Raw genomic sequence first — 14065 nt, 5'->3', positions numbered from 1 at the left:
TTAAAATCGTGAAATAAAGGCGGAAAATTAAGGATTACAAATATCTAGGACGCTTTGAATCAAGATGCTCGCTGCACTGATGACTAAACCAATCAAGGCAACCACCATGAAGCCAATAGCCAAATTATCATTCAAAGACGTTTCGGAAAAAATATTAGTACTGATAGCGCTGATCAGCACAACAGCAAAGCTCCAAAACACCAAGGCAGTAAGACTGACTGCTTTTTTATTGAGTGTTTGATGTGTCATGTGCGTTGTACTCCGTACAAGAAAATTACAGCCATGAGTTTATTGACACATTGTGCAATGACATAGCTTAAAGCTGTTTAAAAGATGTGTCATTGTTGAGCAATATGATTACAAAGTAAATGCTTAAAAAATTTATTTATGCATCAAGATATTACATACAAATGAATACTCTAATCCTCAGGCAATAAAAAGCCCCTGACGGACAGGGGTAAATACATGTTTATCCGTTTTATTTCAATATATTAAGCCAATCTTGCGGTTTTAAATAAAAGTCAGTCAGTCTTTTTTCAGCAGAATTTTCTTCCCATTCAGGACGATATGACCAGCCTGCCAAAGGTGGCATACTCACTAAAATGGATTCAATACGTCCACCAGTTTGCAAGCCAAATAAGGTGCCGCGGTCATAGACAAGGTTATATTCAACGTAACGACCACGACGGTAAAGTTGGAAGTCTCGTTGTGCTTCGGTATAGGCTTTGTCTTGGTTTCTTTGGAAGATCGGTAAAATCGCCTCTAAATAACCATTACCCACGGCCTGCATATATTTGAAACAGGTTTCAAAGTCCCATTGGTTGAGGTCGTCAAAGAATAAACCACCCACACCACGTTGTTCATCACGGTGTTTTAGATAGAAATAGTCATCACACCATTTTTTATGTTCATCATAGAGTGTATCGCTAAATGGGGCACAAAGATCATGGGCAGTTTGATGCCAAGACAAGACATCTTCATCATTTGGATAAAATGGAGTGAGGTCAAAACCACCGCCAAACCACCAAATCGGATCTTGGCCTTCTTTTTCGGCAACAAATAAACGCACATTGGCATGTGAGGTCGGGACGTTGGGGTTTTTCGGGTGAATCACCAGTGACACGCCCATGGCTTGCGCTTTTGCACCTGCAATAGCGGGATGGCGTTCAGTCGCTGAGGCTGGTAATTTTGAAATGTTGATGTGCGAGAACATCACACCACCTTTTTCAATCACCGTTCCATTTTGAAGAACACGTGAGCGACCACCACCACCTTCAGGGCGCTCCCAGTCATCGATCGCAAATTCGGCACTTCCGCCACCAGCACGTTCTTGCTGTTCCAATGCGGCACAAATCTGTGCCTGTAAATCGCGAAGGAATTCATCTACACGTTGTATATCGGCTGAAGTTGGATTCTGCATGGTGACCTTTATTAAAATAATTTAAAGATAAGTGTCATCAAAGCATAAATTAGGTGAAAACTTAAGGCATTTTTCCCGATACTCAGCATCGGCTCTTTACTTTAAATCTGGAAATCTAGTGATTAAACCAAAAGATCATGCAAAGTTAGCAGCAATTGCTCAGACTGAAATTGGGACTATTCCGACAAATTTGCTAGGTTGAATTCACATCTGAAGCTCAGCACAATAATCATCAGGTAGATTTAAATTGAATCTCATTGATTGAAATGGTGCATCGATGTCTCAGCAGGCGAGTTCTTTAATTCAAAAATATAATGTACCGGGTCCACGCTATACCAGTTATCCAACCGTGCCGTATTGGGAGGAAGCTGAGTTTTCATTACAACAGTGGAAACAGGGATTAAAGCGTTCATTTGATGAGACCAATCACAGCGAAGGCATCAGTCTGTACATCCATCTACCATTTTGTGAAAGCTTATGTACGTTTTGTGGTTGCCATAAAAAAGTCACAAAAAAACATGAGATGGAACTGCCTTATATTCAGGCGGTGCTGAAAGAATGGGACTTATATTGTCAGCTCTTGGTCGACCGGCCAATAATTAAAGAAATTCATTTGGGTGGGGGAACGCCTACTTTCTTTTCTCCTGAGCATCTCACCCAGTTGATTCAAGGTATTCTAGTGCATGCTGATATTGCCGATACACATGAATTTAGCTTTGAAGGGCATCCGAACAATACCACACGTGAGCATTTACAAGCTTTGTATGATGTTGGTTTTCGACGCGTAAGTTATGGAGTGCAGGATTATAATGAGAAGGTGCAAAAAGCCATCCACCGTATTCAGCCCTTTGCACATGTTGAACAAGTGACACAGTGGGCACGTGATATTGGCTATACCTCTATTTCGCATGACTTGGTTTTTGGTTTGCCATTTCAGGATTTAAACGACGTGTTGCATACCATTGAACAGACCAATCGTTTGATGCCAGATCGTTTAGCCTTTTATAGCTATGCGCATGTGCCGTGGATTAAGGGCAATGGGCAACGTGGTTTTAAAGATGCCGATGTGCCGAAAGATGATTTAAAACGTCAATGCTATGAAGAAGGTAAGAAGCAATTACTTGCACATGGCTATCATGAAATTGGAATGGATCATTTTGCATTAATCCAAGATCCAATGTATCAAGCTTTTCAGCAGAGCAGTTTGCACCGAAATTTTATGGGCTATACCGCATCGAAAACCCAAGTAATGATTGGACTCGGCTTATCCTCGATCAGTGATAGTTGGTACAGCTTTGCACAAAATGAAAAGAAAATTGAAGACTATTATGCACGTTTAGAAGCGAATGAAATTCCAGTCTATCGGGGGCATGTGCTGACAGATGAGGACTTAATCATTCGTAAACATATTCTCAATTTGATGTGTACCTTCCAAACTTCTTGGGCAGGTCAAGAAATGCAATTTCCTGAGCTTGATGAAGTATTAGCGCAATTGGCTGAAATGCGAGAAGATGGCTTGCTCGAGATTTTTGATCAGCACATTCAGGTGAGTGATGCAGGCAAGCCTTTTGTCCGTAATATCTGCATGGCTTTTGATTTACGATTAAAACGTCGTGTTCCTGAAAATCGTATTTTTTCGATGACGATTTGAATCTCCCCTAACCCCTCTTTAATAAAGAGGGGAAAGCCTCCCTTTTGTAAAGGGAGGCTTGGAGGGATTAATTTATGGAGAATTTAAATGATTTTTAAAAATCGTCCTTTTGATACATATGCGACATACGATCATGTTTGGTTTTTAAATATTGTTCGTTAAAGGGATTTAAACCCACAGTCAGCGGAACACGATCAACGACATTCACGCCTTGCTCTTGGAGCGCTTCAATTTTTAATGGGTTATTGGTAATGAGACGAACAGCCGTAATGTTGAGATGATTCAACATGATAGGGCACATATCATAACGACGTGCATCGGCAGGAAGATCCAATAATAAATTGGCATCCACTGTGTCATGGCCTTGGTCTTGTAGGGCGTAAGCACGAATTTTATTGGTCAAGCCAATACCGCGACCTTCTTGGCGTAAATATAAAATCACCCCTTGACCTGCTTCATTAATTAATTTTTGGGTCGCTTGAAGCTGTGGGCCGCAGTCACATTTGAGTGAAGCGAAGGCATCACCAGTCAGGCATTCGGAGTGGATACGAACTAAAACAGGTTCAGAGGGAGCTTGTTCTAGTCCTTTAGAGAGTGCGACGTGTTCTTCACCGGTTTCAGGATCCTGAAAAACCGTAATATTGAATTCACCAAAAGCGGTCGGTAATCTTGACGTTGCGACAAATTCTATAGGCACTGCTTAACCCGTTTATTCGATTATAAATTGGCTAAAGTATAGCGTAATGCTTGGACATTGGTAGAATTGCAACGACGAATTTATGCAGAACATTTTCTTTTTTGTATAAAGCGAACGATAATAGTTGATAAATAGGAAGATTATTCAGGATAATCTGACTCATTCAAAATCTCCCCAACGAGATCATTGCTAAAAATTACATCGCTACAAGTTTGGCTGATTGTAAGGTGATACAATTCGACGATATGATCGAGTTACCCATTTAGACCGAGCTTAGGAATTTGCCAGGCTTTAGAAGGCTTTGCCACATTATGCTGTATAAAGAAATACCATTTCAACGCCCTGTAACACCGTTGCTGGATACGATTAACCATCCTCAACAACTTCGTTTACTCGAGCGCAGCCAATTAGAGCAAGTGGCGGATGAGTTACGTCAATTTATTTTGTATGCGGCCGGACAAAGTGGTGGGCATTTTGGTGCCAATCTTGGGGTGATCGAATTAACCGTGGCATTACATTATTGTTTTGAAACGCCACGTGATCGTCTGATTTGGGATGTGGGTCATCAAGCCTATCCGCATAAAGCCTTAACTGGTCGTCGTGAACAATTAGTGACGATTCGTGCCAAAGATGGTTTGGCTGCGTTTCCTGCCCGTGAAGAATCTGAATTTGACACCTTTGGTGTAGGCCATTCATCAACAGCGATTTCTGCTGGTCTTGGGATGTCATTGGCACGTCGCTTCAAGCAAGATCCCTGTCATGTGGTTGCAATCGTGGGTGATGGCGCGATGACAGCGGGCATGGCTTTTGAAGCCATGAACGATGCGGTGGCACACAATGCTGACCTCATGGTGGTATTGAACGACAACGATATGTCGATCTCATGCAGTACTGGTGGTTTTGCTAAGCATTTGGCTGCGATTTGGGAAAGTGGACAATCGGTGAATATTTCTGAAAATGGCGAAGCCTATATTCAACCGCATCCTGAATGGGCGTATAACTCACGCCTACATTGTGCTGCGACCGATGCTGCAGACAACCTATTTAAAGCCATTGGCTTTGACTACTTTGGTCCTTTTGATGGGCACGATGTTGAACAATTAACACACGTGTTTGAAGCCTTAAAAAAACGCAAAGGCCCACGTTTAGTGCATGTCTATACCAAAAAAGGTAAAGGCTTTGCACCTGCCGAAGCAGATCAAATTAAATACCATGCCATCAGTAAAGTGAATGCACCTGCTGCTGTGGCAACTGCACCGAAATATTCAGATGTTTTTGGTCAGTGGTTATGTGATGAAGCTGCACAGGATGATCGTTTATTAGCGATTACTCCTGCGATGTGTGAAGGCTCAGGCATGGTGCAATTTGCAAAGCAGTTCCCTGAGCGTTTTTTTGATGTTGCTATTGCAGAACAACATGCGGTGACTTTGGCTGCGGGTATGGCCTGTGAAGGGGTAAAACCGGTTGTTGCAATCTATTCAACCTTCTTACAACGTGGTTATGATCAACTGATTCATGACGTCGCTTTGCAAAATCTCGATGTGACATTTGGTATCGACCGTGCAGGTTTGGTTGGTGAAGATGGCCCAACGCATGCCGGTGCTTATGATTATGCCTTTATACGTACCGTGCCGAACATGGTGGTCATGGCGCCGAAAGACGAAAATGAATGTCGTCAAATGTTACATACGGCTTATTTGTATAAAGGCCCAGCGGCAGTACGTTACCCACGAGGTAATGGACTAGGTGTCGAGATTCAGCAAGAGATGACCGAGCTTGAAATTGGCCGTGGTGAAGTTCTTGCAAACTTCAATGTTCAGCAAGATGCAACAATTTCGATTTTAGCATTTGGTAGCCGTGTTCAGGCAGCGGTTGAGGCGGCTGAAGTATTGGCTGAAAAACTGGATGTTGCAGTTCGTGTGCTAAATATGCGTTTTGTAAAACCATTAGATACACAGTTGATCGATCAAATCGCGGCAAGCACGCAACTATTTGTGACAGTTGAAGAGCATGCAGTGATGGCGGGTGCGGGTAGTGCGGTAAATGAATATTTAGCGCAGGCTAGTATTGTTAAACCGATGCTGAATTTAGGTTTGTCAGATGAATTTATGCATCAGGCGACACATGCTCAAATGCTACAACAAGCTGGACTAGATGCTGAAGGCATTATCACTTCTGTGACACAAAGCTGGATAAAACATAAGTCAACTGTAGTTTGCTGAATTTCTAATTTTTAGAAACATTTTTTCCCTAAAAGCCCTTATATTTGATAAGATATAAGGGCTTTTATGCATTATTCTTTATCAGTATCTTCAAATTTGTAGTGGGTGTTCAATGGAACCTATGGTGGTTATGGCTGCGCGTGCGGCTCAATTAGTTGGTCAAGAGCTTTTAAAAGCGCATCAAAATCGTCATAAACTCGATCTACAAGTCGAAGAAAAAGGAATTGATGGTCCAGTAACGCGTGTAGACCGTTATTTGGAACAATTGACTATCGATACCCTACGTAAAAGCTATAAAAATCACAGTTTCCTAGGCGAAGAGTTTGGTCTTCAAGAAGGTAAAGGTCATGACGCTGATTGGTGTTGGATCATCGACCCACTTGATGGCACATTAAACTTCGTTAATGGTGTTCCACATTTCTGCATCTCTATCGCAGTTCAACATAAAGGTGTAACTCAGCACGGTGTTATTTATGACCCTGTGAAAGATGAGTTGTTCTCTGCAAGCCGTGGTCGCGGTGCGATGATGAACCAACGCCGTATTCGTGTAAATGTAAAAGACAGCTTAGAAAACACTTTCCTTTCAGTGGGTCATGCGTATCGTAAAATTCGTAATGGCGAAGTGGTTTCTTATGCGAAAAACCATTTCAACTCATTGTTAAATGTGACTGAAGCCGGTGCTCAATACCGTCGTTCAGGTTCTGCTGCTCTTGATCTAGCATATGTTGCTGCCGGTCGTTTCGATGGTTATTTCGAACTTGGTTTGAAACCTTGGGACATCGCTGCGGGTGAACTTATTGTGAAAGAAGCGGGTGGTACTGTGGTTGATGCTCGTGGTGGTAACGACTCAATGGACAATGGTCAAGTACTTGCATGTTCTATGAAAATGCTTAAACCACTTATGCAAGCTGTTGTTCCAGCTTGGGGTGAAGCTGCTAAATAATAGAACGCTTAGTTCGAGTTTATTGACAGAATAATGAAATAAAGCCCTCTTTATGAGGGCTTTATTTTTGTCTAATCGGTCAAAAATAAAGGCTTAAACACCTATAATTTAAAGCTTCTTACAAAAAACATTCTGAAGTTGACTAAAACAGGTGACATTTAAAAACTTTCTGCTATAATCGCCGCACGCACTAAATTTCGTTCATTACCTGAACATTCTCTTCTATCATTGTGTATGCGCGTTCCGGTCCAAAGAGAGGACGATATTTCGCGCCCCACCCAATCGCTAAGCGATTCCTTCAGGTTGCGGCTGTAATCATGTGTGCGTTATACACATCGTCGTTCTCGGATCGCCGCTGATTCTATATTTTCAGCGTTTTTTGCTGTGCCGCTTTTTGCCGATGTCCATCTGAATTTATATTTTTAATGGAGCACCCATTTTTGGGGTGAAATACTCTATGAGCAAAACTTTTGCTGATTTTCCTTTACATGAGTCGTTACAACTAGCATTACAAGGTCTAGGTTTTACTACTCCGACTCCAGTGCAAGAACAATCAATTCCAGCTGCATTAGAAGGTAAAGACCTTCTTGTATCAAGCCAAACTGGTTCTGGTAAAACTGCTGCATTCTTACTCCCAACTGTGAATGCTTTGGCTGGTCAAGACACTTTGATGTCTTTCAAAGAGCGCATGAAAGCGGTAACTGCACCGTCTATTCTTGTACTTTGCCCTACACGTGAATTGGCTCAACAGGTTAGCCAAGACGCAATTGCTTTAGTACGTCATATGAAAGGTGTTCGTATTGCTGCAATTATGGGTGGTATGCCTTTCGGTAAACAAATTCAACAGCTTAAAGGTGCACAAGTTGTCGTAGCGACTCCAGGTCGTCTACTTGACTTGGTGAACCGTCGTCAAATTAAACTAGACAACGTTGATGCGTTAATCGTTGACGAAGCTGACCGTATGCTTGACTTAGGTTTCTCTGAAGACCTAGAAGCGATCAGCGACTTAGCTGCTAACCGTAAACAAACATTAATGTTCTCTGCAACATTTGCGCCGCGTATCATTACACTTGCAGAACGCATGATGAATGATCCACAGCGTATTGCGATTGAAACTGGTCACTCTACAAATACTGACATTACTCAGACTCTTCATTGGACTGACGGTTTCGAACACAAGAAAAAACTTTTGACTCACTGGTTATCTGATGAGTCTGTAGATCAAGCAGTTGTATTCGCATCTACTCAAGAAGATACAGATATGTTGGCTGAAGAACTTGCAGAAGCAGGTCACTCAGTTGTCGCTCTTCACGGTGCAATGCCACAAACTGTACGTAACCGTCGTTTACGCAGCATTCGTGAAGGTCGTGCAAAAATCTTAGTTGCGACTGACGTAGCTGCACGTGGTCTAGACGTACCAACTATTTCTCACGTAATTAACTTCGGACTTCCAATGAAGAACGAAGACTATGTACACCGTATCGGTCGTACAGGTCGTGCGGGACGTACTGGTAACGCGATTACTTTAGCGACTTACCGTGAACGCGGTAAAATCCGTGCTTTAGAAGACTTCTTAGACGCACGTTTAAATGTATCTGAAATTGAAGGTCTTGAGCCATCTCCACCTCCTGCACGCGGTAGCCGTGATGGCGGTCGTGGTCGTCGTGATGGCGGTCGCGGTGGTCGTGGTGGTTTCGGTGGCGGTCGTCGTTTTGAAGGTGAATCAAACTTCAAACGTCGTGAAGGCAACCGTGATGGCGAACGTCGTTCATTCGGTGGCGAAGATCGTCCACGTCGCGAATATAACAACGATCGTCCACGTCGTGAAGGTGGTTTCGAAGATCGTCCACGTCGCGAATTTAACAACGATCGTCCACGTCGTGAAGGCGGTTTCGAAGATCGTCCACGTCGCGAATTTAACAACGATCGTCCACGTCGTGAAGGCGGTTTTGAAGATCGTCCACGTCGCGAATTTAACAGCGATCGTCCACGTCGTGAAGGTGGTTTTGACCGTCGTTCTAACGATGACAACCGTGGTAACCGTGTAGACTACAAACCAGCTCGTGAAGGTTACGGCGATCGTCCAAAACGTTCATTTGGTGAAGATCGTCCACGTCGTGAATTCAACGGTGACCGTCCTCAACGTTCATTTGGTGAAGATCGTCCAAAACGTTTCGGCGATGACCGTCCAAAACGTTTCGGTGATGATAAACCACGTGGCGAACGCACTTTCGGTGAAGACCGTCCACGTCGTAAATTCAATGACTAATTGAATTTCGAAAGAAATATCGAAAAAACCGGTGGAAACACCGGTTTTTTTTATGGATTTAAATTAGCTTTTTAATCAGAAAAATGTATACTTGATCAAACTTTATGTGTTTAATGATAATTAATATGAACGGAAACGCGTTGGCAAATATGCGTATAGTGATGATCGAGGTACTTATGCCTTATATCGGTTTAACACTCTTATTGTGTAATATCGTTTACTATATATACAATTATTTTAACTAAATTCTTCTATTGGGTTGAAAAACACCCTCTATAAAATCGCATTAATAATAAAAAACAATTTACCTGATGGAATGCAGGGATATGCGCTCATGCAATGGTAACATTTTAAACTTCAATCCTTTATAGTATGCATGCTGAAAAAAATGCAGGAAAATCCTCAGCTATGAATAATCAAACGTCTTCTCAAACTCAGGCACTGATCGAAGTGAAAAACCTGAGTTTTAAGCGAGGAGAGCGCGTCATTTATGACAATGTCAGTTTAAAAATTCGTCGTGGTCAGATCACTGCAATTATGGGTCCATCTGGTACAGGTAAAACGACTTTACTCCGTTTAATTGGTGGTCAATTGACTCCCGATAATGGAGAAGTGTTGCTTGATGGGCAGGACATTGCACAGATGTCACGTCAGGAGCTCTTCGCTGCGCGTGCGCGTATGGGGATGTTGTTTCAGAGCGGTGCATTATTTACCGATATGTCGGTATATGAAAACGTAGCCTTTCCAATTCGTGCGCATACCAAGTTGCCAGAGCATTTGATCGCTGAAATTGTTGCGTTGAAATTAGAGTCTGTTGGTTTACGTGGCGCAGAACAAATGATGCCTTCTGAATTATCCGGTGGTATGAATCGTCGTGTGGCTTTGGCCCGTGCAATTGCACTGGATCCTGAGTTGATCATGTATGACGAACCCTTTGCAGGGCAAGACCCGATTGTGATGGGGGTTTTAACTCGCTTGATTCGTTCGCTACGTGAAGCTTTAGATTTAACTACGATTATTGTCTCGCATGATGTGGCTGAAACATTATCAATTGCAGATTACATCTATGTGGTGGCTGAAGGGAAAGTGCAGGGCGAGGGAACACCTGAGCAGTTAAAAGCACATGCCTCGCCTTTTGTGAAGCAGTTCTTGACGGGTTCGGTAGAAGGTCCAGTCGATTATCAATTCAGTCATCAGCCCTATTTAAATCATGAGGTTCGTTCATGAATGCTATTGCCGCATTAGGTAGACGCGTCATTGAACGTGTTCGAGGAATCGGCGTAGCAACCATTATGTTGCTGCAGATTCTTTTTTCCATGCCGACTTTACTTGGCGTGAAATTGTTTATTTATCAGATGTACCGTGTTGGTGTGCTTTCATTACTGATTATTGTGGTATCTGGCTTATTTATTGGCTCGGTACTGGGTTTGCAAATGTATAGCATTCTGTCGACCTTTGGTAGTGAAGCAATGCTCGGTACCGCCGTTGCACTGACGTTACTGCGTGAACTTGCACCTGTGGTGGCGGCTTTACTCTTTGCAGGTCGTGCAGGCTCTGCTTTGACGGCTGAAATTGGTTTGATGAAAGCCACTGAGCAGTTGTCGAGTATGGAAATGATCGGGGTCGATCCATTAAAACGAGTGATCTCGCCTCGACTTTGGGCCGGTATTTTTAGCTTACCAATGTTGTCGGTGATTTTCGCTGCGGTCGGCATCATGGGCGGTAAATTGGTGGGTGTTGATTTTCTGGGTGCAGATGAAGGCTCTTATTGGAGTGGCATCGAGAACAGTGTGCAATTCTTTAAAGACGTCTTTAATGGCACCATCATCAAAAGTTTTGTTTTTGCATTAATTTGTACTTGGATTGCGGTCTATCAGGGTTATGCCTGTGTCCCAACTTCAGAAGGTATTGCAACGTCGACCACACGTACTGTCGTGTATTCTTCGTTGTGTGTTTTAGGTTCAGATTTCGTGTTGACTGCGGTCATGTTCGGAGGTATTTAATGAAATCACGTACGAGTGAACTGGCCGTCGGTTTTTTTGTCATTCTGTTTGCTATCGCTATTTTCTTCTTGGCGATGCGTGTGAGTGGTTTGGTCGGCAATAACATCGAAGACAGTTATGAATTGACCGCGACATTTGAAAATGTAAACGGGATTAAACCCCGTGCCAAAGTCACCTTAAGTGGTGTCAAAGTTGGTCAAGTGGAATCATTGAAACTCGATCCTGTGACGCGCTTAGTGACAGCACATCTGATTATGGATGGCTCATTAACCTCTTATAACGCAGAACAGTTAAAAGAAGTGCAAAAGAATGCACTCGAAGAACTGCGTTACACATCAGACTATGAAGCAGCAACACCTGCGAAACAAAAAGAAATGGAACAGCAACTGATTGCTAACATGAAATCCATCACCAATATCGATGAAGATGCTTACATTATGGTGGCAACCAATGGTTTATTGGGCGAGAAATATTTGAAAATTGTACCGGGTGGTGGTGTCAACTTCTTAAAACGTGGTGACCAAATTGGTAATACCCAAGGTACGATGGAAATCGAAGATTTGGTGTCTAAATTTGTGACCGGTGGTGCAGGGAACAAATCTGACAACACAGCAGATGCTGAACAAAAAACAGAAGCTGCTGACACAACAACGGCAGAAGAACCTGCATTTGTTGAATAATTTTTAGGAGAAATTAAGTGAACACATTGTTAAAACATACGCTTACAGCAAGTATCTTATCAACTATGATGGCAGGTACAGCTTTTGCTGCTCCAAGCGAAGCACCACCTGCATTTGTAAAAAAAGTGGCTGATGGCCTCATTACACGTTTAAAAGCAGACCACGCAAAACTACAAAATAACCCTGCGGCTGTGAAAACGATTGTTCGTCAAAACTTAGACCCGTATATCGATTCACAAGCGTTCACACGTATCGTGATGGGTACTTATGCAACGAATCAATACAGCTCAGCGGCTCAACGTGCGCAGTTTGAACGTAACTTCCGTGCAACACTGATCGAAAACTATGGTTCAGCTTTTGCTAAGTTTAGTAACCAAACATATAGCATGCGTCCTTATAAAGCATCGAACAGTAAGAACCCTGTTGTAACGATTGATTTCCATAACAACGGTGAAAAAATTCCAGTCTCTTTCCAGTTGGCGGATAAAGGTTCACAATGGAAAATCCGTAATATCAACGTTTCGGGTATCGACCTAGGCCTACAATTCCGTAATCAGTTTGCGGCCACTGTAAAACGTAATGGCGGTAACATAGATAAAGCAATTGCGAACTTCAAACCTGATGCTGATGCAGCATTAGACAAGAAAAAATAAGATAGGTGATGTGTGATTAAACTTCATCAACAAGAATTGATGGTTTCAGGCAAAATCGATTACAACAATGCCGAATTGTATTATCAAGACGGCTTGAAATTGATTCAACAACAGCAAGCTTTTCCCTTAGTGGTCAATCTTGCTGAGCTTGAGCATGGCAGTACTTTAGCTTTAGCTGTTTTGGTTCGTTGGTTACGTCAAACGCCAAAAGCGCAAGGTTTGCAGTTTAAAGCAGTCCCTGAAAAAATGATGAAGATTATTCAAGCCTGTCATCTTGAGCATGACTTGCAATTGATCTAAATAAAAAAAGCACCGTAAGGTGCTTTTTTTATTGCAGTGCGATAAGAAGTTCTCGCAAGTCCACGCAATAGGAAAGGATTAAATCCATTTCTTCCAGCGGAAGTACATCAATGGGCCAATAAAGAATGCCACGATGATTAAGCTGACCACGATAAAACTGGTTGTACCATGCGCGAATGGCAGTACATCGGTGTTCATCCCATAGACGCTAGCCACTAACATCGGTGGCGCAAGCATACTTGGTAAAATCGAGAATCGACGAATCGTATCGTTCTGTTCGGTGTTAATGAACCCAGAAGTGGTATCCAGTAAGAATCGAACCTTTTGGAACAAGAAGGCATCATGCTCAACAAGAGAGCGCACGTCTTCACTGAGTTCTCGGATGTCGGCATCATAAATATGACTGCCCAAGGCGCGAGGACGTGATAGGAAGGTGAGAACACGACGTAAATCGATCAGACACAGCTGAGCTTTCCCGAGCATATCTTCTAAATGCGCAAGTCGGGTAATCATGTCATCTAAGTCTAAAATCATCTCACGATGACGGTTATTCAGTACTTCTGTGGAATACTTTTCTAAGTCCTTGTGGATATCTTCCAAGATATCCGCAAGTTCATCGAGTTTGGCTTCTAAAAGACCCAATAAAATCCAAGTTGGATCTTTATAGTCAATTTCATAATCGTTACGACGCGCGCGGGCACGAAAGGCACGGAAAGCCACCAGCTTTTCACCCCGTAAAGTGAATAAGCGTTCTTTATGCAAAATAAAGGCAACTGTCTGCACGGTAGCTAAGGTGCTGGCATTTTCTTCGGGTTCGCCATCGACCTGAAAATTTTTATTTTTCGTTAAAAAATAGGTGCTGATGTGCAAAATACCATCGTCATCACGGTAGAATCGTGCACTCGACGAAATATCTTCTAATGATTTTAATGTAGGTAAATTCTGATCATAGGCATCCATAATCCATTGCTGTTCTTCCTGAGACGGGGCAATGAGATCGAGCCAGACTAAATCCTGATGTAAATCGAAGTCACCATTGATGGTGACATCTTCCAGGCTACCGCGCTCTGTGGCGTAAAAGGCTTCAAGCATGTTGTCTTTTCCCCTTACGCAGTAAGTTAAAAATGAATGGGTGTATTTTAGACAAGGATTTGCTGAAAAACACTGTTCTAATGCTTAATTTATGAAAAAATCTGTTTAAAGTTGATTTTTCCAGCATAGCGTTCC

General features: G+C 42.6%; 13 protein-coding genes. 9 read left to right on the top strand and 4 right to left on the bottom strand.

The genetic code is table 11. The features are described from left to right. Window positions 1-27: 27 nt before the first annotated feature. A complete protein-coding gene (locus FTT99_RS07095; RefSeq protein WP_078189308.1) occupies window positions 28-249 on the bottom strand; it encodes a hypothetical protein in 222 nt (73 codons plus the stop codon). Window positions 250-478: 229 nt separating this feature from the next. Further along, entirely contained in the window at window positions 479-1420 is a 942-nt protein-coding gene (gene hemF, locus FTT99_RS07090; protein WP_180160130.1) for an oxygen-dependent coproporphyrinogen oxidase, read from the bottom strand. Between the two features lie 277 nt (window positions 1421-1697). Between hemF and hemN the strand changes: the two genes are divergently transcribed. After that, a complete protein-coding gene (gene hemN / locus FTT99_RS07085) occupies window positions 1698-3071 on the top strand; it encodes an oxygen-independent coproporphyrinogen III oxidase (protein WP_180130639.1) in 1374 nt (457 codons plus the stop codon). Window positions 3072-3165: 94 nt separating this feature from the next. Here hemN and ribA read toward each other — a convergent pair whose 3' ends face one another. After that, entirely contained in the window at window positions 3166-3768 is a 603-nt protein-coding gene (ribA, locus tag FTT99_RS07080; RefSeq protein WP_180130636.1) for a GTP cyclohydrolase II, read from the bottom strand. A 311-nt stretch (window positions 3769-4079) separates the two neighbouring features. Between ribA and dxs the strand changes: the two genes are divergently transcribed. The 8 genes from dxs to FTT99_RS07040 all read left to right on the top strand — a co-directional run bounded on the left by dxs (window position 4080) and on the right by FTT99_RS07040 (window position 12838). After that, entirely contained in the window at window positions 4080-5990 is a 1911-nt protein-coding gene (gene dxs, locus FTT99_RS07075) for a 1-deoxy-D-xylulose-5-phosphate synthase (RefSeq protein ID WP_180130633.1), read from the top strand. A gap of 112 nt (window positions 5991-6102) precedes the next feature. Further along, window positions 6103-6933, top strand: a complete 831-nt coding sequence (locus FTT99_RS07070; protein ID WP_078189303.1) for an inositol monophosphatase family protein — start codon at window positions 6103-6105, stop codon at window positions 6931-6933. Window positions 6934-7390: 457 nt separating this feature from the next. Next, window positions 7391-9202 carry a DEAD/DEAH box helicase gene (locus FTT99_RS07065; RefSeq protein ID WP_078189302.1) on the top strand — a complete coding sequence of 604 codons (1812 nt, stop codon included), beginning with the start codon at window positions 7391-7393 and terminating at the stop codon, window positions 9200-9202. 408 nt (window positions 9203-9610) lie between these two features. Further along, window positions 9611-10429 carry an ABC transporter ATP-binding protein gene (locus tag FTT99_RS07060; RefSeq protein ID WP_111885426.1) on the top strand — a complete coding sequence of 273 codons (819 nt, stop codon included), beginning with the start codon at window positions 9611-9613 and terminating at the stop codon, window positions 10427-10429. Beyond that, window positions 10426-11205: a lipid asymmetry maintenance ABC transporter permease subunit MlaE gene (gene mlaE, locus FTT99_RS07055; RefSeq protein ID WP_078189301.1), complete on the top strand. Its 780-nt coding sequence runs from the start codon at window positions 10426-10428 to the stop codon at window positions 11203-11205. The genes FTT99_RS07060 and mlaE overlap by 4 nt, the downstream gene beginning before the upstream one ends. Next, window positions 11205-11885 carry an outer membrane lipid asymmetry maintenance protein MlaD gene (locus tag FTT99_RS07050; protein ID WP_180024337.1) on the top strand — a complete coding sequence of 227 codons (681 nt, stop codon included), beginning with the start codon at window positions 11205-11207 and terminating at the stop codon, window positions 11883-11885. Before mlaE ends, FTT99_RS07050 begins: the two co-directional genes overlap by 1 nt. 17 nt (window positions 11886-11902) lie before the next feature. Continuing rightward, entirely contained in the window at window positions 11903-12538 is a 636-nt protein-coding gene (locus tag FTT99_RS07045; RefSeq protein ID WP_078189299.1) for a phospholipid-binding protein MlaC, read from the top strand. Window positions 12539-12577: 39 nt separating this feature from the next. Beyond that, the gene (locus tag FTT99_RS07040) at window positions 12578-12838 is read left to right on the top strand and encodes a lipid asymmetry maintenance protein MlaB (protein WP_218945760.1); all 261 of its coding nucleotides are present in this window, start codon (window positions 12578-12580) and stop codon (window positions 12836-12838) included. A 78-nt stretch (window positions 12839-12916) separates the two neighbouring features. On the opposite strand, the gene FTT99_RS07035 is transcribed toward FTT99_RS07040, so the two are convergent. Beyond that, window positions 12917-13930: a CorA family divalent cation transporter gene (locus FTT99_RS07035; RefSeq protein ID WP_078189297.1), complete on the bottom strand. Its 1014-nt coding sequence runs from the start codon at window positions 13928-13930 to the stop codon at window positions 12917-12919. Window positions 13931-14065 lie beyond the last annotated feature (135 nt).

Origin of the sequence: Acinetobacter sp. YH12040 (assembly GCF_013420005.1) — a bacterium.
Taxonomy (GTDB): Bacteria; Pseudomonadota; Gammaproteobacteria; order Pseudomonadales; family Moraxellaceae; genus Acinetobacter; species Acinetobacter amyesii.
The sequence above is the reverse complement of the archived record's forward strand: the minus strand, read 5'-3'. Positions and strand labels throughout refer to the sequence as shown.